General features: G+C 60.8%; 20 protein-coding genes. 10 read left to right on the top strand and 10 right to left on the bottom strand.

What is annotated here, in order from left to right; translation table 11 throughout:
- Positions 1-129: 129 nt before the first annotated feature.
- A complete protein-coding gene (locus tag OOJ09_RS29020; RefSeq protein ID WP_269908492.1) occupies positions 130-435 on the top strand; it encodes a hypothetical protein in 306 nt (101 codons plus the stop codon).
- 95 nt (positions 436-530) lie between these two features.
- The gene (locus OOJ09_RS29025; RefSeq protein WP_256752159.1) at positions 531-788 is read left to right on the top strand and encodes a YMGG-like glycine zipper-containing protein; all 258 of its coding nucleotides are present in this window, start codon (positions 531-533) and stop codon (positions 786-788) included.
- A gap of 41 nt (positions 789-829) precedes the next feature.
- On the opposite strand, the gene OOJ09_RS29030 is transcribed toward OOJ09_RS29025, so the two are convergent.
- A complete protein-coding gene (locus tag OOJ09_RS29030) occupies positions 830-2473 on the bottom strand; it encodes an alpha/beta hydrolase (protein WP_269908493.1) in 1644 nt (547 codons plus the stop codon).
- A 230-nt stretch (positions 2474-2703) separates the two neighbouring features.
- On the opposite strand from OOJ09_RS29030, the gene OOJ09_RS29035 reads away from it, so the two are divergent.
- From OOJ09_RS29035 to OOJ09_RS29050, 4 genes are all read left to right on the top strand, one after another.
- On the top strand, positions 2704-3201 hold the full coding sequence (locus OOJ09_RS29035) for a DUF1269 domain-containing protein (protein ID WP_269908494.1): 498 nt from the start codon (positions 2704-2706) through the stop codon (positions 3199-3201).
- A gap of 668 nt (positions 3202-3869) precedes the next feature.
- Complete coding sequence (locus OOJ09_RS32105) at positions 3870-4016, top strand: hypothetical protein (protein WP_269908521.1); 147 nt, start codon at positions 3870-3872, stop codon at positions 4014-4016.
- 127 nt (positions 4017-4143) lie between these two features.
- A complete protein-coding gene (locus OOJ09_RS29045; protein ID WP_269908495.1) occupies positions 4144-5172 on the top strand; it encodes an AI-2E family transporter in 1029 nt (342 codons plus the stop codon).
- 293 nt (positions 5173-5465) lie between these two features.
- Positions 5466-6635: a helix-turn-helix domain-containing protein gene (locus tag OOJ09_RS29050; protein ID WP_269908496.1), complete on the top strand. Its 1170-nt coding sequence runs from the start codon at positions 5466-5468 to the stop codon at positions 6633-6635.
- An 87-nt stretch (positions 6636-6722) separates the two neighbouring features.
- Here the strand turns inward: OOJ09_RS29050 and OOJ09_RS29055 are convergent, their stop codons facing one another.
- From OOJ09_RS29055 to OOJ09_RS29095, 9 genes are read right to left on the bottom strand one after another with little or no spacing between them, the layout of a single operon-like run.
- A complete protein-coding gene (locus OOJ09_RS29055; RefSeq protein ID WP_269908497.1) occupies positions 6723-6971 on the bottom strand; it encodes a hypothetical protein in 249 nt (82 codons plus the stop codon).
- Positions 6972-6996: 25 nt separating this feature from the next.
- Positions 6997-8049 carry an HlyD family secretion protein gene (locus OOJ09_RS29060; protein ID WP_269908498.1) on the bottom strand — a complete coding sequence of 351 codons (1053 nt, stop codon included), beginning with the start codon at positions 8047-8049 and terminating at the stop codon, positions 6997-6999.
- Positions 8050-8059: 10 nt separating this feature from the next.
- Complete coding sequence (locus OOJ09_RS29065) at positions 8060-9313, bottom strand: glycosyltransferase (protein WP_269908499.1); 1254 nt, start codon at positions 9311-9313, stop codon at positions 8060-8062.
- A 7-nt stretch (positions 9314-9320) separates the two neighbouring features.
- Complete coding sequence (locus tag OOJ09_RS29070) at positions 9321-9869, bottom strand: HdeD family acid-resistance protein (RefSeq protein ID WP_269908500.1); 549 nt, start codon at positions 9867-9869, stop codon at positions 9321-9323.
- A 27-nt stretch (positions 9870-9896) separates the two neighbouring features.
- Positions 9897-13034: an efflux RND transporter permease subunit gene (locus tag OOJ09_RS29075; protein WP_269908501.1), complete on the bottom strand. Its 3138-nt coding sequence runs from the start codon at positions 13032-13034 to the stop codon at positions 9897-9899.
- Positions 13031-14236, bottom strand: a complete 1206-nt coding sequence (locus OOJ09_RS29080; protein ID WP_269908502.1) for an efflux RND transporter periplasmic adaptor subunit — start codon at positions 14234-14236, stop codon at positions 13031-13033. The genes OOJ09_RS29075 and OOJ09_RS29080 overlap by 4 nt, the downstream gene beginning before the upstream one ends.
- On the bottom strand, positions 14233-14847 hold the full coding sequence (locus OOJ09_RS29085) for an HdeD family acid-resistance protein (RefSeq protein ID WP_269908503.1): 615 nt from the start codon (positions 14845-14847) through the stop codon (positions 14233-14235). Before OOJ09_RS29085 ends, OOJ09_RS29080 begins: the two co-directional genes overlap by 4 nt.
- Before the next feature lie 28 nt (positions 14848-14875).
- A complete protein-coding gene (gene arcA / locus OOJ09_RS29090; RefSeq protein WP_269908504.1) occupies positions 14876-16120 on the bottom strand; it encodes an arginine deiminase in 1245 nt (414 codons plus the stop codon).
- 17 nt (positions 16121-16137) lie between these two features.
- On the bottom strand, positions 16138-17571 hold the full coding sequence (locus tag OOJ09_RS29095) for a basic amino acid/polyamine antiporter (protein WP_269908505.1): 1434 nt from the start codon (positions 17569-17571) through the stop codon (positions 16138-16140).
- A 292-nt stretch (positions 17572-17863) separates the two neighbouring features.
- Between OOJ09_RS29095 and OOJ09_RS29100 the strand changes: the two genes are divergently transcribed.
- The 4 genes from OOJ09_RS29100 (at position 17864) to OOJ09_RS29115 (ending at position 22971) form a co-directional block, all read left to right on the top strand.
- Positions 17864-19294: a basic amino acid/polyamine antiporter gene (locus OOJ09_RS29100; protein ID WP_269908506.1), complete on the top strand. Its 1431-nt coding sequence runs from the start codon at positions 17864-17866 to the stop codon at positions 19292-19294.
- A 1473-nt stretch (positions 19295-20767) separates the two neighbouring features.
- The gene (locus OOJ09_RS29105) at positions 20768-22156 is read left to right on the top strand and encodes a site-specific DNA-methyltransferase (RefSeq protein ID WP_269908507.1); all 1389 of its coding nucleotides are present in this window, start codon (positions 20768-20770) and stop codon (positions 22154-22156) included.
- Positions 22153-22551, top strand: coding sequence for a DUF5681 domain-containing protein (locus OOJ09_RS29110; protein ID WP_269908508.1), 399 nt, complete (start codon positions 22153-22155; stop codon positions 22549-22551). Before OOJ09_RS29105 ends, OOJ09_RS29110 begins: the two co-directional genes overlap by 4 nt.
- 186 nt (positions 22552-22737) lie before the next feature.
- The gene (locus tag OOJ09_RS29115) at positions 22738-22971 is read left to right on the top strand and encodes a hypothetical protein (protein WP_269908509.1); all 234 of its coding nucleotides are present in this window, start codon (positions 22738-22740) and stop codon (positions 22969-22971) included.
- Positions 22972-23279 lie beyond the last annotated feature (308 nt).

The following is a 23279-nucleotide window of genomic DNA, read 5'->3' on the forward strand; positions in this document are numbered from 1 at the left end:
GCGTCCGCGCAGATAGAGTGCTTGCGTGCAACAACTCGGTACGCTGCGGGAACAGGTTCTGTGCGATGCGCCCGCTCGAGCGTCCGCAGAAGCAGCGACGCAGGCTTCTATGGTGGAGTTCGCTTAGCCATGTCGGGGGTCGCAAGCACATTGCTGGTCGTAGAGTTTGTCTGCGGCGCGGCTAGCGGAATTGCGCTCGCCCGCCGGGTGCCAAGCTTCAGCCTTGGCTGGATAGCCGACGGCATAATCGGCGGCATCGGCGGTCTGCTTTTTGTATGGCCCTCAGCCCGGATCCCGGGTGTCGGGCCCCTGATCGGCCACCACGCCGAAGGCCTGACGCCGACCATGTTGATCGGAGCCGGCATAGCAGGGCTGCTCGGAGGTCTTGTCCTGATTGTGCTGGCCGGTTTCGTCGGCGCACTCATAAAAGGCTGACAAGCACGAATGAGCAAGATGACGGCTAGGCAGACGCTTTCCGCCCACCGGGTGGGCCACTGCTGGCGATTGCGAGGTAACCAGGAGGAGACATTATGAGGAAATTGGCTTTTGCTCTTGCAGTCGCTTCAGGTTTGGCAGGCTGCACAAACGCGGAAAAAGGCGCTGTAATCGGAGGAGTCGGGGGCGCCGCGCTCGGCACGGCAGCTGGCGGTAACGACGTGCGAAATGCGGTCGTTGGCGGTGCAATCGGGGCCGTTGCGGGTACCTTGATCGGAGCGGCGGCCGACCGGCGTGGATATTGTCGATTCCGGGATCGGAACGGGCGAATCTTCGAGGCGCCGTGCAGGTGATCGCGTCTGGGTTTGTGAGCGACTTCCAGGAACGCATCCCGTCAGGGCAAACGACCGAGATGTCGTTTCAATTCCGCTATCTGCGCCGAGGACCACCCCTGAACATTCGTCACCTCGATCCAGGCATCTATGTAGTGGGCTGGCGCATAGACGTGTCCGTGGCCTATCGGCGCGGTCGTTGCCATGGCCATGTCGAGCGTGAGCTGCAGGAGAGTCACCACAGGGTACCAACGCAGTTCAGGCGAGACGTCCGGACCGCGCGGGATCTTCATCCAATCCGGCTCGCGGTAGAGATCGCGATAGTCGAAGAATGTCACCGGGTCGCTCGCATATTGGAGATAGACGATTCGCATCGGCCCCCAAACGGAGCCCGGAGCCGCTGCCACGCCTTCCTGATTCATGAACCGGACAATCGATCCGTCACGAAACCGGGGAAGCCAGGCAGGCGAGCCCGGATTGCGGTCCCTGGTAAACGAACGCCAAAGGCTACTCTGGTAAGGCGGTCCGCTCCACAGCGCGCCCTGAAAAGGATCTCCGACCACGTCGAACAGGTCGGTTGATCGTTCGGAGTTCATCGCCCCAAGACTGAGACCATGCAGATAGAGCCGCGGGCGGCTATTCTTGGGAAGTCTGATCCAATAGTCGTAGACATCCTGGAAGAGGGCCCGCGCAGTATCGGCTCCGTAGTCAGGCTCCACAAGCAGCGACAGCCAGCTGGCAAGGTAGGAGTATTGTACCGCCACGCTCGCGACATCGCCGTTGTGAAGATATTCCAGGCTGTCCATCGCCGCCGGATCGATCCATCCGCTTCCGGTGGGTGTCACGACGACCAGCGTCGAACGCTTGAAACCGCCGACCCGTATCAGCTCATTCAGCGCGAGCCGCGCTCTGTTCTCCGGACTATCGGCGGATCGCAACCCGACATAGACGCGGATCGGCTGCAGCGCCTCCTTGTTGGTGAAAGCGTGTATTTCTTCGCCCGTCGGCCCATTGGCAACGAACTCGCGCCCCGCCCGTCCCAACTCGCTCCAATCGAGCAATGAGGCGCTGCTGCCGGTCTTGTAGGGGTCGGTTGGCTGTGCCGTCTCCGGTTCGATCAGTGCATCGTATTGCCTGTAGGACGAGTCCGCGAAGTGAAACGCCGCACGAAACAGCACGCCGCTGGTGATCGACCAGAACAGTGCAACCGAGACGATCACGCCGACGACGTTCGAAACCCTCCTCGGCGCAAAGCGGCTGACCCTCGTGGAAACAAAGCGGGCCGTCTGCTGGAAGAGCCATGCCAGGGCAATGACGAGAGCGGACGTCACCAGTGCGAGCAGACCAACCTTGAGCGGATGCGCGCTTTCGACAAGGTCGAGACCCATCAGCTTCCGGATCGAGTTCTGCCATTGCGCCGCCCACCAGAGGAAGATGCACGCGACGACCAAACATCCGACGGCGGCGACCAGCTTTGCGGCGCTCAGGCCTCGCGGCGCTGGCAACTCCAGGTAGACACAAAGCCACTGGCCGAACACGCCGATGCCATAGCCCGCGGCCAGGGCGAATCCCGAAAGCACACCTTGGGTCAGAAAGGTCCGCGGAAGCAGCGTCGGGGTAAGCGAGGCGGCAAAGAACAGCGTTCCGAGAAGAAGGCCACCGGCCGAGAGCGAATACCACGGCCCGATCAGCCAATGCCGCTTCATGCAGACCTCCGGATATGTGACGGCCGCGTACCGTTGAGATGAGGTAATCGCGTGCGGTGATCCGGCGCAAGTCGAAGGTCTTCCGTCATCCTGGGCTGCAATCAAAAAGGGACGGACCGCCAAGGCGCGGGACTCCCGGCTAATTTCTTCGCTGCGGGAGAGACCTAAAGTGGCATCTCGCAATCTTGAGGGCGCATCTCGATCCCATCGAGTATCGCAGTGGAGGCTTCATGTCCGACCTGATCGCCATAGTCTACCCCACCGAAGCCAAGGCGGAAGAGGTGCGCCAGCGCCTGTTTGCATTGCAGAAGGAATACCTCATCAACCTGACAGACGCCGTGATTGCGACCAAGACGGAAGCCGGCAATGTGAAGCTCAATCAGATCATGAACACGACCGTCGCTGGTGCCGTGTCGGGAAGCTTCTGGGGTATGCTCATAGGTGTGATTTTCCTCAATCCCATCGTCGGTGCGGCGATTGGGGCTGCCTCCGGCGCGCTTGGCGGCGCGCTGACCGACGTCGGAATAAACGATGCTTTCATGAAGGATCTGTCAGCCAGCCTGCAGCCGGGAAATGCCGCCCTGTTCGTGCTCGTTCACGGGATGACCGCCGACAAGGTGCTGAACGCGATCAAGGGATTTGGTGGCGTCGTACTCAAGACATCGCTGGACGAGACGAAGGAGCGAATCCTGCGCGAGGCGCTCAGTCAGGCGTCCGCAGCTGTGTAAACCAGAAGGTTTCGCGCCGCTCAGGAAGTGCGTGAGCCGATCGCCTGGCAATGTGGACAAAGAATGATGGGCGCAATCGAGACCGCGGTCGTACTCACCATAGAGGGCGTCTGCGGTGCAGCGGCCGGTCTCGCTTTGGGGCGATGGACGGCTCTTGGTCTGGGCGCAAAGGTCGATGCCTTGACGGGCGCGACCGGCGGAATCGCCCTGACCTGGCTGGCCGGACAGCTGCCAGGCGTCGCCCGGTTTGTCGGACAAGTCGAGAGCGCAGTGGATGCCACGGCGCGAGGCGTTGGCGTCCTTACCCCGGCAGTCCTTGTCGGAATTGGCATTGCGGGATTGTCAGGCGGCCTCGTCCTAACCGCGAGCATTGCCATTGCCATTGCCGTGGGTGGAGCGGGGCGTGGAGGGTGACCCGAAGGAGAGGTTAGATGAAGCAGATACAATGTCTATTTGCCCGCCCGAGCACGTGGCTGCTGGTCGCTTCGTTGTTGTCCGCATGTACCGTGGCTGTCGATCAGTCCCATCCGATTTCGCATCGGCCGCAAGCCTGCAGCCTGGTACACGCGCCCGTTTGTGGTCGGCGCGGCGAAAGGCTGCGGACATTTGGCAACGCGTGCATGGCCCGCGCTCAAGGATTCCGGATCGTGAGGAATGGTGAGTGCCGCATGTCGCAACCAAAACGGCCGGTAGCCTGCACCCTCCAGTATGCTCCGGTCTGCGCAATCAGAGGCGGGCGCTCGCGCACGTTTTCCAACGAATGCCTGGCTCGCGCGGACGGCTTTCGGCGCGTCCATGCCGGCCGTTGCCGCTGAGCCTGTCGACAGGATGAGGGTCGGTTTTCTCCGGCGCGAAAAACTTCCATGAGTCCGTGCTGGAGAACCACCACGCGTGAGTGAAACAAGATCGCGGCGACCGCGCTCGAAAAGCGAGAAGGCAAACGTGGCAGAAGCGAGCAACCGCCGTGCGGTCAACCCGGTTGCGACCGCCATCCTCGTTCTCGCCGCGCTGTATTTCGCCAGATCAATTCTCATGCCCCTTGCATTCTCACTGTTCGTGATCGCATTGGCATGGCCAATTCAGACGGCTCTGCAGCGACGAATCCCGCGCTTGGCAGCCTTGCTGACTACACTTCTGCTTACCGTTCTAGTGATCGTCGTCGTGGGCTCGGCGATTGTCTGGGGGCTCGGCGAACTATCGCAATGGCTGTTCTACAATACCAGCCAACTGCAGGCGATCTACGCTCACTGGGTGGACTGGCTGGAGAATCACGGGATCGCAATTGTCGGCCCGTTGGGAGACCTTTTCAGCATATCCAGGCTGATCGGCCTGACGCGCGGCCTGGTCATGCGGCTGAACAGCATCGCGGGCTTTGCGGTTTTGACCTTTATCTTCGTGATGCTTGGCCTGTTGGAAGCCGACGACCTGCGATGTCGTCTGCTTTCCACGTCGGCCCAGCCGCATGGCGAGACGCTCTTGCATATCGGCAGCGAAATTGGTGGCAAGATTCGCCGCTTCATGGTTGTACGCAGCATTGCGTGCGTCATGACGGGCTTGGTCGTGTGGGTGTTTGCGCTTGCTGCCGGGCTTGAACTCGCCAGCGCATGGGCGGCAATCGCCTTTGCGCTCAACTACATCCCTTTTGTCGGGCCGCTGCTGGCTACGATCTTCCCGACCCTGTTCGCCATCGCGCAGTCGGGGTCCTGGCAGCTGGCGCTGTTTGTGTTCGTCGGCCTGAATGTCATTCAATTTGCCATTGGCAGCTATCTGGAGCCATTCCTGACCGGCACATCGCTGGCAATCTCGCCTTTCGCCGTTATGTTTTCGGTGTTTTTCTGGAGCTTCATGTGGGGGGTGCCCGGGGCTTTCATCGGCGTGCCGATCCTGATCGTTGTGGTCACATGGTGCGCGCACGAGAAGTCAACACGCTGGGTCGCAACGTTGCTGTCTGGGGGATCTTCATCGGCTTGATGTCTGTCGATGCCGTTAACTATACCGTCCTCGAAGCGGAGCGATTAATCAGGCGATTAAACTTGAGTTTTCAGGCAATTCAGGTTAGATTGATGCCTATGCGGGGAGATGTTCTTTGGCAGAAAGATGTCTCCGATGGGTTTTCTCGCGTGTCTGGCGCATGTCGACTGCGCCGTAAAGAATATATATTATTCATTCCTAATGCATATGGGGCTTCAACACCGTGTCACGACGGCGGGGTTGTTGAATGACTCCAGTCGAGAAGTTGTCTCGCTCTCCCGCTTGCTCATCCCATGCTCATTGCTCGCGCCGTCGAGGGTTCCGTCGTGATCTCCCACATGGCGAGAACGGCTCCGGCAGGGTTGAACGGGCATGCGATCGGCGGAGCCGCGGCTCGCATCACGGCTGATCCTGCGCCCGTCATCCCGCAACGAACTTCAATTCCCCGCTTCGAATTCTCGACCCGCGAGTTGCCCCGGAAGGATCAATTTGCCGCGTGGCGCCAGAGCTTCGCGACCATGCTCGACTTTGCCGAGCCGAGCGACACGGCGGCGGGTTTCGCCGGCACGCAGGTCATCTGGGACCTGGGCGATCTTGCCCTGGCTGAGGTCAGCACCGATGGTTTGGACTTCACCAGTCTGGCGGGCCACATTCGCCGAGATCCCATCGATCATTGGTTGGTGACTCTTATCCAGGAAGGCCGATCGCAGACGATCACTCCCTCCCGGTCCTTCGACGGGGACGCCGGATCGGTGCAGGTGCATCCGCTCGGCGGTGTCTTCGAGGGAAGCGTTACAGACAGCGAAATGCTGTTGCTTTTCGTACCCCGCGACTTCTGCCGCGACATGGGGTGGGGTCTCGACGCCGCCGAATTCTCCGTGCTTCGTGGGGGCATGGGACCGCTGTTTGTCGACTACCTGACCAGCCTCGCCCAGAGACTTCCTACGATGGATGTTGGTGATCTTCCTGACTTGCTCAGTGCGACCCGCGCGATGCTACACGGTTGCATCGCACCATACTCGGACCTTCTCGCCGAAGCCCATGACCAGATCTCCGCCACCTTGCTCGAGCGCGCCCGTCGATTCGTGCAGCGCCACCTTTTCGAGCCTGATCTGTCCATTGAGCAAATGACACGCGAACTCGGGATATCGCGCTCCCGGCTCTACCGGCTTTTCGAAGCTTCCGGAGGGGTCGTGCACTATATCCAGCATCGGCGCCTCCTGGCGGCCCACGCAGCGCTCGCCGATCCGAATGACCGCCGTCGAATTCTCGACATTGCCGACGAATACGGTTTCTGTGATGGCGCAGAATTCAGCCGCGCTTTCAGGCGCGCGTTCGGATACTGCCCAAGCGAAGTGAGAACCGGTGTCAAGAACGGACCGTCGAACTGGCACGTAGACGAGGTGCAGGCGGCCGCTCCTGTCCAGCGGTTGGGCCAACTTCTTCACAGACTGCAAGCATGATCGCAGGCCAATCAAGGACGCGACCGGCATTTGGCCGCGCCGCGCGGCGATAAGGTTCGACAGCGCAGGCCTGTCCAGATTTGACCCTTACGCAGCTGGCGGGGAAACCATCATTTCCGCGTGGCAATTGGCGCAGCGCGCGCTTGTCCCGACAATCTCGGCGTCGCTCACGCGCAGCTCCCTGCGGCATTTCGGGCAAGTGAGGCCTGCCGGTGTCTCCGCAAAATCAAACTGCGGGCCGACATAAGCGCAGACCATGTGATGGATGACCGGGGAAAATACCAGGCGAGCAGCGCCGCACACCGGACAAAACGACTGATCCGCCTCGATCTGCATTTGGGTTGCGCCCCCGACGAGACAATTAGCGAAGCCCAAGAAAATCAACCAGCGCGGCGGCTGTGCGGGCGGCGAAACCAGTATAGTACATGTGGACTTCGACGGTGGCGTCCAGGGCGGGCGCTACCGCGTCCTGGCTGAATCGGACGCGTGCGATCTGCGCCGACTGACCAGTGGGCGGCCCGACAGTCTGCTCCGCGCCGAGCACGTCAGAGATCGGCAAAATTTCGGCGATCACGCCCAGGATTCGCCTGTTGCCGAACAGCACGAAGACTTCATCTCCTACCGTCGGATCGACCAAGCGATAGTTTGGAACGTACCAGTCGACGTAGATGTCCGTCGTGTCATAAATTTCGGCGATGGCGGTGCCCGCCACCAGCGACTGCCCCGTGCGCGCGAAACGCCGCGACACGACGCCGGCGATCGGCGCGACAACCCGGCCATCGGCGAACTCACGCTCGGTCCGGTCGAGGTGCTGCTGCAGCCGCTGACGCAATGCGCTCAAGGATTCGATCTGGACGGAAGCCTCCGCGGCTTCAGCCTCCTGCGAGGCGACGGCTTTGAGCGCCTGCGCACGCGCGTTGAGAACCTCCATCTGGTAGGAGAGGCTCACGCTCGCGGAAGGGGCAGTTTCGAGGCGTTTCACCGCCTCCTCGGTGAGTCGCAGGTAGGAGCGCGTCGCCTCAAGGGAGTCGCGCGCGACACGCTCCCTAATCCGCAGCTCGGCCTCGCGGCCCGCAAGGTCGGCCAGCGCGCGCATGTAGGTCGCGACGATCTCGTCCTGCTGCGGCGAGCGGACTTGCGCAATCTTGTCGCCTGCGCTGATCTTGTCGCCGGGCGCCACATGAGTGTCGATGACCTGCACAACATAGGGGAGCGACACCAGCTGTCGGGGCGCCGAGACGATGCCGGGTCCGCCGAGAAAGACGAGCGGCGCGCCGAAATAAATGATGACGACGGCGAGCAGTCCAAAGACGCTCGTACCGTAGACGATGCGGACGAACCTTCCGGCCGCGCGCCGGCGACTCTCGATCGGATCGGGAATATTGGGATCAAGGCGGTTGAGCTCGATGTTCATCTGTTTCGTCTCAGCTCCGGTCGCTCAAAAGCGCGCGACGAACGCGCAGCGGCACGTAGTCGTCATGCCGCGAACTGGCGAACAGGATTTCGGCGGAGTAGGTCACGAACCGCGCGCACTTCATGACGATGCCCTGGTAGAGCGGGAAGATCAGCGACACCGAAAAGCTAAAGAAGCCGGCGGAATTGTTAAACAATGCGAATGCAAGCGCAACATTGAACAACGATATGGCAAGCATCAGTATGTAGACGGCCGCAAGAAAAAGAAACGCGTTCTCGCCAAACACAGCAACAATGTAGGCCAGATAAAACGGAAACACGAGCGTAGGAATCAAGTCGAGAACGATGAAGTCCAGTCTTTGAAGCGTATCCGGCAGCCGTTCTTGCGGGTGGAGCAGACTGAATTCGCCATACATCAGGAAGCGGACTCGCAAGGCGTCCCGGTCCCAGCGCGCCCGTTGCCGCAACAGACTGACGGGGTTGTCCGGAACGGCTGTGGTTGCCCAGGCATCCGGTACAAAGCGGACAGCATGGCCCAAGCGGCGCAGGCGCAGAGTGAATTCCAGATCCTCGCCGGGACCGACATCGAGCCCGCCCTGCTGCATGAATACCTCGCGCCGGTACATGGAGCAGGCCCCGGAGCAGCATGCGATGGCCTCGATCATGTCGAGGAAAGAACGTCCCGCGGACAGCGACATCAGATACTCGACGCTCTGAAGCCCGGTCGTCAGCGTTTGTCGCTCGTTGGCGACGTCGATGTTGCAACTCGCAGCCGCCACGTGCGGATCGCTGAAGACAGCTGCCATCCGCGATAGCGTCGTCGGATCGAAGGTCGTATCCGGATCCGCGGTCAGCAGCAGATCGCCACGGGCGAATCGCGCCGCGGCGTTCACTGCTGCGCTGCGGCCGCGCGTGCCGTGGCAGATGATCATGTCCACCTCGCCGCGCGCGCGAGCGCGCTCACCGATCGCCCGGGTCGCATCGGTGGATCCGTCATCGACGACGATGATCTCGAGCGGTGGCAAGGTCTGCCGGCGCAGTGAAGCGATCGAACTGTCGAGCCCGGCGGCGCCGTTGAAGGCCGGCAGGATGACGCTGACTGAAGCGTCGCCGGGCGGGGCGTGGCCATGCCCAGGCCTCCTCAGCATGAGGAGCAGAGCAAGCGAGATCAAGGAGAATGTGTAACGGGGAATGTCGAAGATCAGCGCCCCGAACATCAGCGAGAACAAGTTCGTTCCGGCCAGATGCTGCGCCAACTCGAGCATGCGGACACTACGCTGTCTTGGCCGCTGGCAGCCAGCCGTATGTCAGCCAGGCAATGCCATGCGAAATGAGGTCAATGCCGAGCAAGAATCCAAGCACCCAAAGACCAGTCATGGGCCATCCAGTCAGGATGACCAGCCCAGCCAGAATTCCGAATGCGCCCGACAGAACCATTGTCCAGCCGACGTCGCTCCAGCGCTTGACGCCGACAAAAAGGCGCACGACGCCGGAGGCCGTGAGCAGCAGTCCGAGGATGTAGGTCAGGACAAGGGCCCCAGACAGAGGCTGGCTCACCACCATGGCGCCGAAAACGACGTACAGGATGCCAAGGAGGAATTGCCATACGAAGCCGCCCCATCCTTTCATCCAGAAGGCGTGCATCATCTCGAACGCACCCACGACGATGGCGGTGACACCAATGACTATGGCGCTGATTACCGTGGCCAGCGCTATATCCCCCAAAACGAACACTCCCCCGACAATCAGCACAAGACCAAGAAGAAGACGAACCGCAGTGGGTGGCGCAGTCGATGCCGTTCCATTCTCATAGGCGGTCATGTTCTCCTCCTCGATTGCGGGACTGTCTCATCGGCGTTCGATTTCTGCCTTCGGTCGGACAGCGGCCCATTCCGCGATGTGCTGGATCACCGCGAACAGGGTCGGGATGATAAAGAGGCCGATCGTCGTTGCGGCCAGCATGCCGCCAAAGATCGTGACGCCCACCGCCTGGCGCGCGCCGGCGCCGGCGCCGGTGGATACCGCCAGTGGGATAATGCCCAGAATGAAGGACAGGGCCGTCATCATGACGGCGCGGAAGCGCTGCTCGGCACCAAGTCTTGCCGCTTCGGCGATCGGGTGCCCCTGTTCGCGGCGTTCCTTGGCGAATTCGACGATCAGGATGGCGTTCTTCGAGGCCAGCCCGATCAGCAGCACGATGGCGATCTGCGCGTAAAGGCTGTTTTGCAGTCCGAAAAGCATGAGTGCCCCGGTGGCGCCGAACAAGGCGGCTCCAAGGGACAGGATGACGGCGATCGGAAGCATCCAGCTTTCGTATTGCGCTACCAGGAACAGATAGGCGAACAGAAAGGCCAGCCCAAAGATAAGGGTCTCCTGTCCGGCGCTGCGTCGCTCCTGGAACGAGAGGCCGGACCACTCGTAGCCAAAGCCGGCCGGCAGCGCGTGGACAGCGGCGCGTTCGATGGCGTCCATCGCCGCTCCGGAACTGCCGCCGGGCGCGACCTGCCCGTTGATCTGTGCCGCTACCGAGAGGTTGTAGCGGGAGATGACGAAGGGCGCGAGGATGGTGCTGGTCGACACCACCGCCCTGAGCGGCACCATTGCACCGGTCCGGCTGCGTACATGGAGATTGAGGATATCCTCGGCGTCCCCACGATGCTCGGCGTCAGCCTGCAGGTTGACCTGGAAGACCCGCCCCTGCAGCGTGAAATCATTCACGTAACGCGACCCGAAGCTGGCGCCGATCGTCGAATAGATGTCGGACACGCTCACGCCAAGCGCTTCTGCGCGAATCCGGTCGACATCGACGTAAATCTGCGGCACATCGGCGCTGAAGGTTGTCGCCACGCCGCCGATTTCCGGTGCCTGGTTGATCGCCGCAACGAATCCGCGCACCACCTCCGCGATCTCCTCCGGCGACTGCCCCTGCAAAGCCTGGAGGCGCAGGTCGAGGCCGCCGACCGCGCCGATGCCGGAAATGGCCGGTGGCGAAAAGACAGCGACATTTGCGCCCGGAATGGTCGAGAACTGTGCGCGCAATCTTGCGAGGATGGCGTCCAGCCGCAGGTCCGGCGTGTTGCGCTGGTCCCAGGGATCCAGCGCCGCGACCACCATTGCTCCGTTGGGAGATTGCGTCCCCTGCACGATGCTGAAGCCGGCGACCGAAATGACGTTTTCGACGCCTTTCGTCGCCGACAGCGTCTTTTGAACCTCGCCTACAATCGCCCTCGTGCGATCAAGGGAGGCTGCGTTCGGAAGCTGGATATCCACAAACAGGGCGCCCTGGTCCTCGTCCGGGAGAAAGGTGGCAGGCAGGCTGCCGAGCAGCAGGTAGGCGGCCAGGAAGCAGGCGGCAAGCGCGCCGAGAGGTATGATCCACAGCCGCACCAGGAACCCGACTATCCGGCCATAGCCGACGCGCGTCGCCTCCAGGAGGCGAGCGAACCAGCCAAGTGGACCGCGCCGATATCCGCCCTGTCCGCGTCTCAGCAGGATCGCGCTGAGTGCGGGACTGAGTGTCAGGCCGACAAACGACGAGAGAACCAGCGCCGCCGACAGCGTGATCGCGAATTGACGGTAGAGCTGCCCGCTAATGCCGGACAGAAAAGCTGTCGGCGTCACCACGGCGAGGAGCACGAGCGTGGTGGAAATGATCGGACCCGTGATCTGCCCCATCGCCTTGCGGGCGGCCGCCGCCGTATCGATCGCGGGGTCGTCCTCCATGACATGCTTGACATTCTCGACGACAAGGATCGCGTCATCCGCGACCAGTCCGATGGCCAGCACCAGGGCGAGCAGCGAGATCGAGTTTATCGAGTATCCAACCGCCAGCAGGACGGAGATGGCGCCCAGCATCGAGACGGGCATCGCCAGTGCCGAGACCAGGGTGGCGCGCCAGTCCTGCAGGAACAGGTATGTGACGACGAGCACGATAAGGAAAGCCTCGCCGAGGATACGCACGATCAGCGCAAGGCTCGTCCGGACGAAACGCGTTGCATCGTAGACGACCTGGTATTGGAGGCCGGGCGGGAACCCGGATGAAAGGCGCTGGAGCTCGGCGAGCACGGCGTTGGCGGTCTGGATGGCGTTGGCCCCCGGCGCCTGGTTTATCTGCAACATCGCCGTTTCATGCCCAGCGAAGCTCGCGCTGGATGAATAATTCCGGGCACCGAGTTCGATGCGGGCGATGTCGCGCAGCCGTATGATAGCTCCGGCCCCGCCGGTGCGCACGACGATGTCGCCGAATTCATCCGTGCTCATGAGCCGGCCGCGCGCCACGAGTGTATATTGTAGCTCGGTGCCTTCCCGCGCCGGCGGGGCGCCGGCCTGGCCGAGCGAGGCCTGGATGTTCTGCCGCTGAATGGCAGCCGCCACGTCGTCGGCCGTTATGCCGAGCGCATCCATGCGCGCCGGATCCATCCATACACGCATCGAGTATTCGGACGCGCCGACGACGGAAGCCTCGCCGACACCCGCGACGCGCGAGATCGCATCGGCGATCGTCGTCGACGTGAAATTGGTGATCTGCAGCACGTCGAGCTTGCTGTCCGGAGAATAGAAGGCGATGCCGAGCACGAAATCGGGCGAGCGCGACCGCACCGATACGCCTTGCTGGGTGACCGCGGCCGGCAACTGGGAAATCGCCAGTTGCGCCCTGTTCTGCACATTGACCTGCGCAATGTCGGGATTTGTCCCCACTTCGAAAGTCACGGACAGCGAATATTGCCCGGCATTCGAACTCGTCGATGACATGTACATCATATTGGGGACGCCATTGATGGCGGTCTCCAATGGGCCACCGACGACATCGGCAATCACTTCCGCGCTGGCGCCGGGATAGGTGGCGGAAACCGTGACCGTCGGCGGCGTGATCTCAGGGTATTGTTGGACCGGCAGCGAAAAGATGGCGATCGCGCCGGCAATCGAAATGACGATTGAAATGACGATCGCCAGCCGGGTCCGGGTGATGAAGAGATCGGAAATCATGTGCCGCCGCCGACCGGCTGGCCTTCGCTCGGCTGGACCGTCATGCCTTCGGCGAGACGCTGGATTCCCTGGACGACGACCTGCTCGCCTCCATTCAAGCCGGTGTTGACCGCCCATCCATTGCCGACGCGCGCCCCAGTATCGATGCGCCGCTGCGAGACGACATTGTTCTTGCCCAGCAGATAGACGAACCGCCCCTCGCTATCCTGCAGCACCGCCGTCTGGGGCACTACCGGCAAGCTGGGTGCGTCTTTCCGCTGCACATAGAGGGTGACGAATTGCCCGGGGAGAAGGATGTGACGAGGATTGGGGAAAACCGCGCGAGCCGCGACGGTACCCGTCTGCGGGTCGATCTCGTTCTCGACAAATTCGAGTCGACCAGGCGCGTCGTAGTCCGTCCCGTTGGCAAGACGCAGTGAAAGCTTCAGCTTGTTCGGATCGATGTTGCTGCCGTCCGCCTCCTGCTGCCGTATGGTCACAAGCAACCCCTCGGTCACGGCGAAAGCCACGCGGACCGTGTCCAGGCTGACTATTCGTGCCAGCGAACCGGAATCCGGTCCGACCAGATTGCCCGTCGTGAATGTCGCACGGCCGATGGTGCCGGAGATCGGTGCCGTGACGCGAGCATAGGCCAGGTTGAGCTCGGCGGTGTGGAGGGCCGCCTCCGCAACCTGCACATCGGCGGCAGCGACATCGAATGCCGCCTGGACCTCGTCCAGGGCGGCCTGCGAGACCGTTCTTCGAGCGAACAGATCCCGGTTGCGCGTCAGCGTCCGTTCGGCCGACCCGCGTGTCGCCTCGGCGCGCGCCACCTGCGCCCGTGCCGACGTGACCAGGGCATCAAGCTGATCCGGTTCGATTTCAAACAGCGTGTCCCCAACCTTCACCGTCTGCCCATCCTTGAAATCGACGGAATGCAGAAAGCCGGTGACGCGCGCGCGGATGTCCACTGCTTCGATCGCCTCGACACGAGCGGTAAACTGCGCGGGACTGCTCACCTCCTGGACCTTGATCTGTTCGATGACGACAGCAGGCGGCGGAAGTCCCTGCCTCGCTCCAGCCTGCTGAGCGAAGGCAATGGAGCCGATGCAAGGGGTTGCGGCGGCGGCCAGACAAACGATCATCAAGCAGGTGCAGACATGCCTGGTCATCCGCTTCTCAACCGAACAATGTTGCCCGGATGTTTCGCGTGAGATGTTCATGACCCGGCCCTGCGCATCGTCAGGGATATGGCAATGTACGCGCCGCCGGCGACAAGGAGGGAAATGCCAGCAATCGTACCTGGCGTGTAGGTGCTGGTGTAGGGCAACTTCAATGCGAGCGTTGCGCTAGCCGCCAGCGCCACCAGGCCCGAAACTCCGAACCACTGCCAACCAGCTTGATTCCGCACCCGCACCGCGAGCGCGACTTGCAGAATGCCCTGAACGAGAAACACCAGAGCGATCACGAGAGTGATCGCGAGAGCGCCCTTCAAGGGGTTGAAGTATATCAGGATACCACCGACCAGCTCGACCGCGCCGGTCAATTCCTGCCAGATGAACCCGCTCCACTCCTTGACCTGCAGGGATTGGACCATCTTCACGATGCCTGCGAGCGAAAGAACGAATCCGAGGACGACACTTGCCGCAAATGTTGAAACCACGGGCAGGGCGACAGCCAGCACTCCAGCCGACGCCAGGGCAATGCCCAACGCCAAAAACCACCCCCATTTGGAACGCAGGGAGGCCGCTTGATGCCGGTGATCGGTTCCGTTCGTGGAAACGCCGCTCATCGTCGATTGCCTAACCAGAATTCCTGCATGAACGCCGTCCATCTCTGATCTCCGGAAGCGCTCTTCGCTGTCAGTAGTCCACCGGATCCCGGATTATCGGACAGGTCATGCAATGGCCGCCACCACGACCGCGGCCCAGTTCCGCGCCGATGATGGTAATGACCTCGATGCCCTCTTTGCGCAGCAGCGTGTTCGTGTAGGTGTTGCGGTCATAGGCATAGACGACGCCTGGCGACGCACAGACGAGGTTGGCGCCGCTGTCCCACTGGGTGCGCTCGCGCACATAGGCGTTGCCGCCGGTCTCCACCACGCGCATCTTCTTGAGGCCGAGCGAGTCGCGCACCGTCTCGACGAAGGTGCCCTTGTCCTTGTGCAGCTCGACGCCGCCCTTGCCGTTAGGCCGGTAGGAGAATGCCTCGATGCCATTGACGATGTCGGGGTAGAGCAACACGCAGTCGCGGTCGGCGAAGGTGAACACCGTGTCGAGATGCATCGCCGCGCGCAGCTTCGGCATCGCCGCGACGATGACGCGCTCGGCCGCGCCCTTCTCGAACAACGTCGCCGCGAGCTGGCTGATGGCCTGACGCGAGGTGCGCTCGCTCATGCCGATCAGCACATTGCCCTTGCCGATCGGCATGACGTCGCCGCCTTCCAGCGTGGCGAGGCCCCAATCCTTTGTCGGGTCACCCCACCACACGTTCACCTTGCCGGCGAAGTCGGGATGGAACTTGTAGATCGAGGTGGTGAGGATGGTCTCCTCATGCCGCGCCGGCCAGTAGAGCGGGTTCTGCGTGACGCCGCCATAAATCCAGCAGGTCGTGTCGCGGGTGTAGAGCGTGTTCGGCAGCGGTGGCAGCAGATACTCGTTCACCCCGGCCGCGTCGCGGATCAGCTCGAGCTGTTCGCCGCCGATGGATTCGGGAAATTCATGGGTCGAGAGGCCACCGATCAGCGTCTCCGCCAGATCGCGGTTGGAGAGCCCCTCCAGATAGGAGCGCACCTCGTCGACGAGGCCGAGGCCGACCTGGTTCGGCACCACCTGATTGTCGAGAATCCACTTTTTTGCTTCAGGAATGGCGACGGTCTCGGCGAGCAGATTGTGCATCTCGACCACTTCCACGCCGCGGTCGCGCATCTTGGTCATGAAGTCGAAATGGTCGCGCTTGGCATTGTCGACCCACAGCACATCGTCGAACAGCAGTTCGTCGCAGTTGCTGGGCGTCAGGCGCTGATGGGCGCGGCCGGGCGCACAGACCATGACCTTGCGAAGCTGGCCGACCTCGGAATGCACGCCGAATTTCGTTTCCATCGCCATGGATTGTGCCTTTCTCGTCAAGGTGTGATGGCGCCGGTCAGCAGGCCGACGAAACCGGCGAGCCCAGCGACCAGGGTGACAGCGAAGATGATGAGTTCGACCGATGTGAAGAACCGCGCGTTCTGTTCGCGCCGCGCCCAGAAATAGAGGATGGTGCCAGGCGCGAAGAGGACCGCCACCAGCAGCACGTATTTCAGGCCGGCGGCGACGAACATGAACAGTGTATAAATGACAGCGATCCAGGCGAAGAGCTGGTCGCGCCCGCGCTCGTTCTGCGTGGTTTCGTAGCCCAGGCCGCTGCGCGCGATCAGCACGCCATAGCCCGCGACCAGCAGGTAGGGCAGCAGCGCCGTCACGCTGGTCATGTCGAGCATGAAGTTGAAGGCGTCACGCGACCAGTAGGTTGAGATGACGAACAGCGAGACGACGATGTTGGTCAGCCAGAGCGCATTGGCCGGCACGCGGTTGCTGTTCTGCGCCGCGAAGAGCTTCGGCATGTCCTGCGACTTGGCGGCGGCGAAGAGCACCTCGGCGCAGATCAGCGACCAGGCGAGATAGGCGCCGAGCACCGAGATCAGAACGCCGATGGAAATCAGCACCGCGCCCCAATGGCCGACGGCCAGTTCCAGCGCGCCGGCGAGAGAGGGGTTCTGCACCCCGGCGATCGCCGCGCGAGGCGCGGTCGCATAGGGCAGCATCGTGATCGCGACCATGAGGCCGGTCACGGCCACGAAGCCGAGGATGGTTGCGGAACCCACATCCGACCGCGTCTTGGCAAAGCGGGAATAGACGCTCGCGCCCTCGATGCCGAGGAACACGAAGACCGTAATGAGCATGGTGTCACGCACCTGCGCAACCAGCGTCTTCTCGGGCATGCCCACGCCGCCGAAGAAGTTTTCGGAGAATTGCGAATAGTTGAAGAAGAAGATGAAGGCGAGGATCGCAACGATCAGTGGCACGATCTTGGCGATGGTGACGACGGTGTTGATGAAGGTCGCCTGCTCAACCCCCCGAAGGATCAGAAAGTGGAACGCCCAGATGCCGATCAGCGACACGATGATCGCGATCGCGGTGCTTCCATCGCCGAAGGGGCCCGGGAAGAAGCGTCCCAGCGTCGAGCCGATCAGCACCCAGTAGAACACGTTACCGAGGCAACTGCCGAGCCAGTAACCGAAGGCGGACAGGAAGCCCATATAGTCGCCGAAGCCGGCCTTGGCATAGGCGAAAACGCCGGAATCGATGTCTGGCCGTTTCTCGGCCAATGCCTGGAACACACGGGCCAGCATGTACATGCCGGTACCGGCGATCAGCCAGGCGATGATGGCGCCGAACGGGCCGGTTGCGGTAGCGAACCGGCCAGGCAGGTTAAAGATACCCGCCCCAACCATCGATCCGACGACCATTCCGATCAATGCGAATAAGGACAGCTTCTGCTCGGATTTGCTGGTCACGGTTCTCTCCGGCGATGGGCGACAAAGCGAGCCCACAACCGATGGGCGAGCAAATCTATGCCTTTGAAACGGGCGTGAAATTAGCTGGGAATCTCACGGCTTGGCACCAAGTCTCTATTTGGGACTTGTGGCGTCGCAGAGCGTCACCTCGGCTAGACTTGGCGATGACGTCGATGCAGCATCGAACCTCATCGCCTCCCTGGCCGCGCTGGAGCGGGCGGAAGGATGGTCTGGAATGCGACAGTAAAGCGCTCACAGCCGGGTAAGCAAAGGCCCTCCTTAGGACGCGACCATGACATCCGAGACCCCGCGATCCCTTTCATTGGCCGCGCTAGCCTCCATGGTGGTCGGATCAATGATCGGCGCGGGTATATTTTCGCTCCCGCGCACTTTCGCCCACGCGACCGGGCCGGTTGGCGCCATCATCGCCTGGTGTATCGCCGGAGCCGGGATGTACACCCTGGCGCGCGTCTTCCAGGCACTCGCGGAGCGCAAGCCCGAACTAGACGCCGGCATCTTTGCCTATGCCAAGGCCGGTTTCGGTGACTACGCGGGGTTTCTCTCCGCCTTCGGCTACTGGCTGGTCGCCTGTATCGCCGACGTCTCCTACTGGGTCCTGATCAAGTCGACGCTTGGCGCTTTCTTCCCGTTTTTCGGCAACGGCGACACGGTTCCGGCCGTCCTGGTCTCCTCGCTCGGCCTCTGGCTATTCCATTTCACGATCCTGCGCGGGATCAGAGAGGCTGCCGTCGTCAACACCGTTGTGACCGTCGCAAAAGTCGTCCCCATCCTTGTCTTTATCGTGCTTCTGATGGGCGCGTTCAACACCGACCTGTTCGTCGCGAACCTCTGGGACGCAGGGTCCGCATCGCCGGATGGTCTCTTCCAGCAAATCCGCGCGACCATGCTGGTCACCATATTTGTCTTCATCGGTATCGAGGGAGCAAGCGTCTATTCCCGCTACGCACAAAAACGCTCGGACGTCGGCACCGCCACGATCCTGGGTTTTGTCGGCGTGCTGTGCTTGATGGTCCTGGTTACTCTGCTGCCCTACGCCACACTGGCGCGGACGGAAATCGCGGCTATGAGACAGCCATCCATGGCCTCCGTGCTGGAGGCCCTCGTCGGACCGTGGGGCGGAATTTTCGTCAGCATTGGACTGATTGTTTCGGTGCTTGGAGCCTATCTGGCCTGGTCTCTGATTTGTGTGGAGGTGTTGTTCGCAGCCGCGAAGAGCGGAGACATGCCCAAGATCTTTGCGATCGAAAACCGCCACAAGGTGCCATCCGCCGCCCTCTGGCTGACCAATATCGTGATTCAGTTGTTTCTGATCAGCACTCTTTTCTCGGAAGACGCATTCGCGCTGATGGTGAAGCTGAGCAGCGCCATGATCCTGATTCCTTACCTGCTGGTTGCCGCATACGGCCTCCTTCTCGCGCTGCGTCACGAGACCTACGACACCAGACCGCAGGAGCGATCCCGCGACCTGATCGTTGCCGGTATCGCAACGCTCTATGCCGCGTTCATGATCTACGCAGGCGGCCTGAAATTCCTTTTGCTGTCGTCCATCCTCTATGCACCCGGCACCTTGCTTTTTGTTCAGGTCAGACGGGAGCAGAACAAGCCGGTGTTGGTCGGCGCGGAATGGATTGTCTTTGCGGCCGCGGCAGTTGGCTGCCTTGTTGGGATCTACGGCGTTGCGACGGGCCGGATCGTTATCTAGCCTCGAGGAGGAACGGGATATTCGACCCGTCGAAGGCGCTCGTAAAGAGATGCTTCGTCGAGCGTGCCCATCGAGATAAGCGCCATTGCGCTTGCTCTCAGTTCGGCCGCGCGATGACTGCCTTCGGCAATTCCCTGCTCGCGGCAAACGCGGTTGTAGACCCGCTTCAAAAGGATGAGGTCGCTCCGATGAGTGGTTCCAAATCTGGACGTTTTGGGGTTAGCCATGGCTCACTCCCACCTGGATGGCAGCTCGGTTCAAGCCCGCCAATGCTCGTGATCTTTTATCACCGGCGAAAGCAGACTACCCCTCTCAAGTCGGGAGTCCAGCCTGGAATGGCGTGTGACGCCCATGGAACGGGAGCGCTCCTGGCCGGAAGGACACTCTCCATCGCATTGTCGAGGCGTATGCCAGTCTGTTCGATGTCGTGCGTCCACGAAATTCCGCCGTACTCAATTCGCAAAAAAAGTACGGCGGATTTTCGCTAAGCGCTTGAAAATATTGGTGAAGGACGCAGTCTCAGGCGAACCCGTCTCTGCCTGTTTACAGGGAATTTACAGCGATTTTTCACGCTGGGAGGCGTTGCCTCGCCTCCCATTCTGCTGTTTTGATCAATGAATTCAGACATTTATAATTTACGGGTGCCTATCGCGAAGCAGGGAACCGAGAATGCAACTAAATCGTCCGAAACTCCCGGTTTCCCAATTGACAGTAATTTATCGAAGCTGCGGAATTTCATAATCGCGCCAGAGTTCGAGTACCTCTCCGTCGTGGACCCGGTCGCCAATACGCTGAAAAAGGACTTGATGTAGTCCCGCACCAGAGCGAACGTCTTTGCATGATCGGGATAACACGGCGGTAACGACGCACTTGGACGACGAGTTGGAAGATTGGGAGCGACGGTCGCTAGCTGGGGATTTTTCCCAAATACCGCATCCATTCCTCTGGAGTCAGTCGGCGCGCTTGGCGCATTTCTTGAATGGCTACAAGGAAGCCGGCGGGTTTGATGAACTCGCTCACCTGCACCGTCGGATCGCCACAGGTGTACGGGACGGCCGTTCGCCGTGGCGCGGAAGCGCAAGAGACTTGTGGCTTTGTCTCTTCTTCGAGCATCGGGCCGCTCGCCACACGGGATCGGATGGTGACGACAGGATCCTCGACTGCCTTTGTGAAGAACTCCGAAAGTCCCTGCAGTCCCTCAACCTCCATGAAGCGCGTGATCTAGCATCTCGGCTAGAACCGTTCTGACAGCCGTCGGCGCAAATCGGTCGCTCAGCTCCTTTCACTGTGTACGTGATCGGATCGTGGGACAGAAATAGTACGATCTCGACGCGAGTGAACGAATCACCACAAACGTAGATTAGTGCCCGACGTCGGAGCGCCCTTATTTGCAACCGCCGTTGATAACACACATCGCTTCTCGCTGACATTCGCTGCCGAAGCTTACCCAATGTCTGAACAAAAGGATTACATATGTCGAACAAAAATAGAACTACCAAATTAGGCTCTCACGATGGAGAGCGAGAACCACCCACCGGAGCTGGCGCCTCAAACGAGCTTCTGCATGTTGAATACCGCCAGATCACATCGCTGAAGCCCTATGCGCGCAATGCAAGAACGCATTCGCGCAAACAGGTCAAACAGATCGCCGACAGCATCACGACATTCGGCTTCGCCAACCCGGTTCTGCTTGATCAGGAAGGGACTATTCTCGCTGGTCATGGCCGGGTAGAGGCAGCCAAGCTGCTCAAGATGGACCGGGTTCCCTGCGTCATGCTGAACACGATGACGCCGCAGCAGAAGCGCGCCTTCGTACTGGCGGACAACAAGCTAGCTCTCAATGCAAGATGGGACGAAGACTTGCTTGCCGAAGAACTCAAAGCGCTCATCGATGTCGATGTTGACCTTGGCTTCGGCGCCGAGATTACCGGTTTCTCGATCGCCGAGATCGACCACCTCGTCGAAGGGCTGGCTCCAGAGGAAGAAGGCAACCCCAAAGACGATGCGTTACCTCCGCTCGAAGAAGGCTCGCGATGCAATCCAGGCGACGTCTGGCAGCTTGGCCGGCACCGACTGATCTGCGGCAACGCGCTCGATGTTGAGGTGATCGCCGCCCTGATGGATGGCCAGATTGCCAGGATGGTATTCTCTGATCCGCCCTACAATGTTGAAATCCAGGGCCACGTCGGCGGTTCGGGAAAGACGAAGCACCGCGAGTTTGCGATGGCTTCGGGCGAGATGACCTCTACCGAGTTTACCGATTTCCTCGCCGCCTCGTTTCGAAATCTCGTGCGTCACTCCTGCGGTGGCTCCATTCACTTCATCTGCATGGACTGGCGCCATATGGGTGAAATGCTCAAGGCCGGCGGAGGTGTCTATTCCGACCTGAAGAACCTGATCGTCTGGGCCAAGGACAATGGCGGAATGGGGACATTCTACCGGTCTCGTCACGAACTGATTTTTGCCTTCAAGAATGGCGACGCGCCGCACATCAACACGTTCGAGCTTGGCCAGCACGGGCGCTACCGGACAAACGTCTGGCAGTACAAGGGCGTCAACACTTTGAAGGCCGGCCGAATGGACGAGCTTGCGCTCCATCCAACGGTCAAGCCCGTTCAGATGATTGCCGACGCGATCAAGGATTGCTCTGGCCGCGGCGATATCATTCTCGACATTTTCGGCGGGTCAGGCTCGACGCTCATTGCGGCGGAGAAGACCGGTCGACGGGGCTTTCTGTGCGAACTCGACCCGATCTACTGCGATCGCATCATTCGACGATGGGAGGTCTACGCCAAGGACGAAGCGATCCGCATCGTCGAAGGCACGTCAACCAGTTCCAAATTCCAGGAGGCAGCACAATGAGTAAGGCAAGCAATCGAGGTGACAAGCCTTCTTCGAAGAAGCCGGAGCGGAACTATGAGGTCGGCTATGCCAAGCCGCCTGCTGAGAGAAAGTTCAAGCCCGGTCGGTCCGGCAATCCTGCCGGTCGCCCACGTGGCTCCAAAAACAGAATCAAGGATAGCGACCTTACCTCTATCGTGTTGGGGGAAGCTCAGCGCTCCATCAAGATCAATGACGGCGGGCGCTCGATCAAGCTATCAGTCGGACGGGCCGTAGTGCGCGCCATTTGCATCAATGCTCTGAAGGGCAATGTACACGCCCAGCGCCGAGCAACCGAACTGATGCATGCAGCCCAGAGAGAGCAAGATCGCATTGAACGCGAAAACCTTTCAGAATTCATGGAATACAAAATTTAGGCGGAGCAAGAACTCGAGCGGCGCGCTCGGCTAGGTCTAAAAGACCTGCCGGAAATCATACCGCATCCCGACCAGATCACCTTCGATATCCGCAACAACAAGATTTGGTTTGTTGGTCCTTGGACTAAGGAGGAAAAGGCCCAGTCGATCGCCACCTACGAGGAATACCGAGAGGATTCCCGCCAAATGGTTCAATTCATCAGGAACCGACTTGCGGCCTCTGAGGAAGCGCTCGGAGTGGAAAGCAATCCGGCCAGGCGAAAGCGCATCAACAAAGACATCCAAAAGGACATAAAGGTTATCGACGACCTCAAGCGAAGTTCCGAGGAGCTTCTAGAGAAACTGCGCCCATGGGGTTTCGTGGAGACGCGCGATCTCTGGGAGGAGATGATAGAGCTCAAATTTCCGTGGGCGCCATAATATCTGTCGATTCAAAACCTGGGGATGCTCGCGGCTAGGCCGTGTTCGTCTATATGCTCGGCAAGTTCGGCGGTGCTGGCTAGGCACCATGACAGGCCACTGAGCGGAGGTTCTGGAATGGCAGCATTGGGGCCGGAACCGGCCGGTCCGCTGTCAGGGCGAGCTCGGAGGATAGCTACCATTCGGCAGACGACCTCTGAGTGGGCGTTCATCAACGTTCATCAATGAGAGTGCGATGAGGAACCCCTGACGGAGGCTCCAGATCCGGGCCCGTCAGTTGTAGGGAAGAAGCGGTTATAGCGGCGATA

This window comes from Mesorhizobium qingshengii, from assembly GCF_027563465.1.
GTDB lineage: Bacteria > Pseudomonadota > Alphaproteobacteria > Rhizobiales > Rhizobiaceae > Mesorhizobium > Mesorhizobium qingshengii_A.

Coding starts and splice junctions, on each gene's coding strand:
- OOJ09_RS29080 (WP_269908502.1), bottom strand. CDS start 14,236: ATGAACATCTCACGCGAAACATCCGGGCAACATTGTTCGGTTGAGAAG.
- OOJ09_RS29020 (WP_269908492.1), top strand. CDS start 130: ATGTCGGGGGTCGCAAGCACATTGCTGGTCGTAGAGTTTGTCTGCGGC.
- OOJ09_RS29025 (WP_256752159.1), top strand. CDS start 531: ATGAGGAAATTGGCTTTTGCTCTTGCAGTCGCTTCAGGTTTGGCAGGC.
- OOJ09_RS29085 (WP_269908503.1), bottom strand. CDS start 14,847: ATGGACGGCGTTCATGCAGGAATTCTGGTTAGGCAATCGACGATGAGC.
- OOJ09_RS29030 (WP_269908493.1), bottom strand. CDS start 2,473: ATGAAGCGGCATTGGCTGATCGGGCCGTGGTATTCGCTCTCGGCCGGT.
- OOJ09_RS29100 (WP_269908506.1), top strand. CDS start 17,864: ATGACATCCGAGACCCCGCGATCCCTTTCATTGGCCGCGCTAGCCTCC.
- OOJ09_RS29035 (WP_269908494.1), top strand. CDS start 2,704: ATGTCCGACCTGATCGCCATAGTCTACCCCACCGAAGCCAAGGCGGAA.
- OOJ09_RS32105 (WP_269908521.1), top strand. CDS start 3,870: ATGTCGCAACCAAAACGGCCGGTAGCCTGCACCCTCCAGTATGCTCCG.
- OOJ09_RS29070 (WP_269908500.1), bottom strand. CDS start 9,869: ATGACCGCCTATGAGAATGGAACGGCATCGACTGCGCCACCCACTGCG.
- OOJ09_RS29055 (WP_269908497.1), bottom strand. CDS start 6,971: ATGCAGATCGAGGCGGATCAGTCGTTTTGTCCGGTGTGCGGCGCTGCT.
- OOJ09_RS29075 (WP_269908501.1), bottom strand. CDS start 13,034: ATGATTTCCGATCTCTTCATCACCCGGACCCGGCTGGCGATCGTCATT.
- OOJ09_RS29115 (WP_269908509.1), top strand. CDS start 22,738: ATGGTTCAATTCATCAGGAACCGACTTGCGGCCTCTGAGGAAGCGCTC.
- OOJ09_RS29060 (WP_269908498.1), bottom strand. CDS start 8,049: ATGAACATCGAGCTCAACCGCCTTGATCCCAATATTCCCGATCCGATC.
- OOJ09_RS29110 (WP_269908508.1), top strand. CDS start 22,153: ATGAGTAAGGCAAGCAATCGAGGTGACAAGCCTTCTTCGAAGAAGCCG.
- OOJ09_RS29105 (WP_269908507.1), top strand. CDS start 20,768: ATGTCGAACAAAAATAGAACTACCAAATTAGGCTCTCACGATGGAGAG.
- OOJ09_RS29065 (WP_269908499.1), bottom strand. CDS start 9,313: ATGCTCGAGTTGGCGCAGCATCTGGCCGGAACGAACTTGTTCTCGCTG.
- arcA (WP_269908504.1), bottom strand. CDS start 16,120: ATGGCGATGGAAACGAAATTCGGCGTGCATTCCGAGGTCGGCCAGCTT.
- OOJ09_RS29050 (WP_269908496.1), top strand. CDS start 5,466: ATGCTCATTGCTCGCGCCGTCGAGGGTTCCGTCGTGATCTCCCACATG.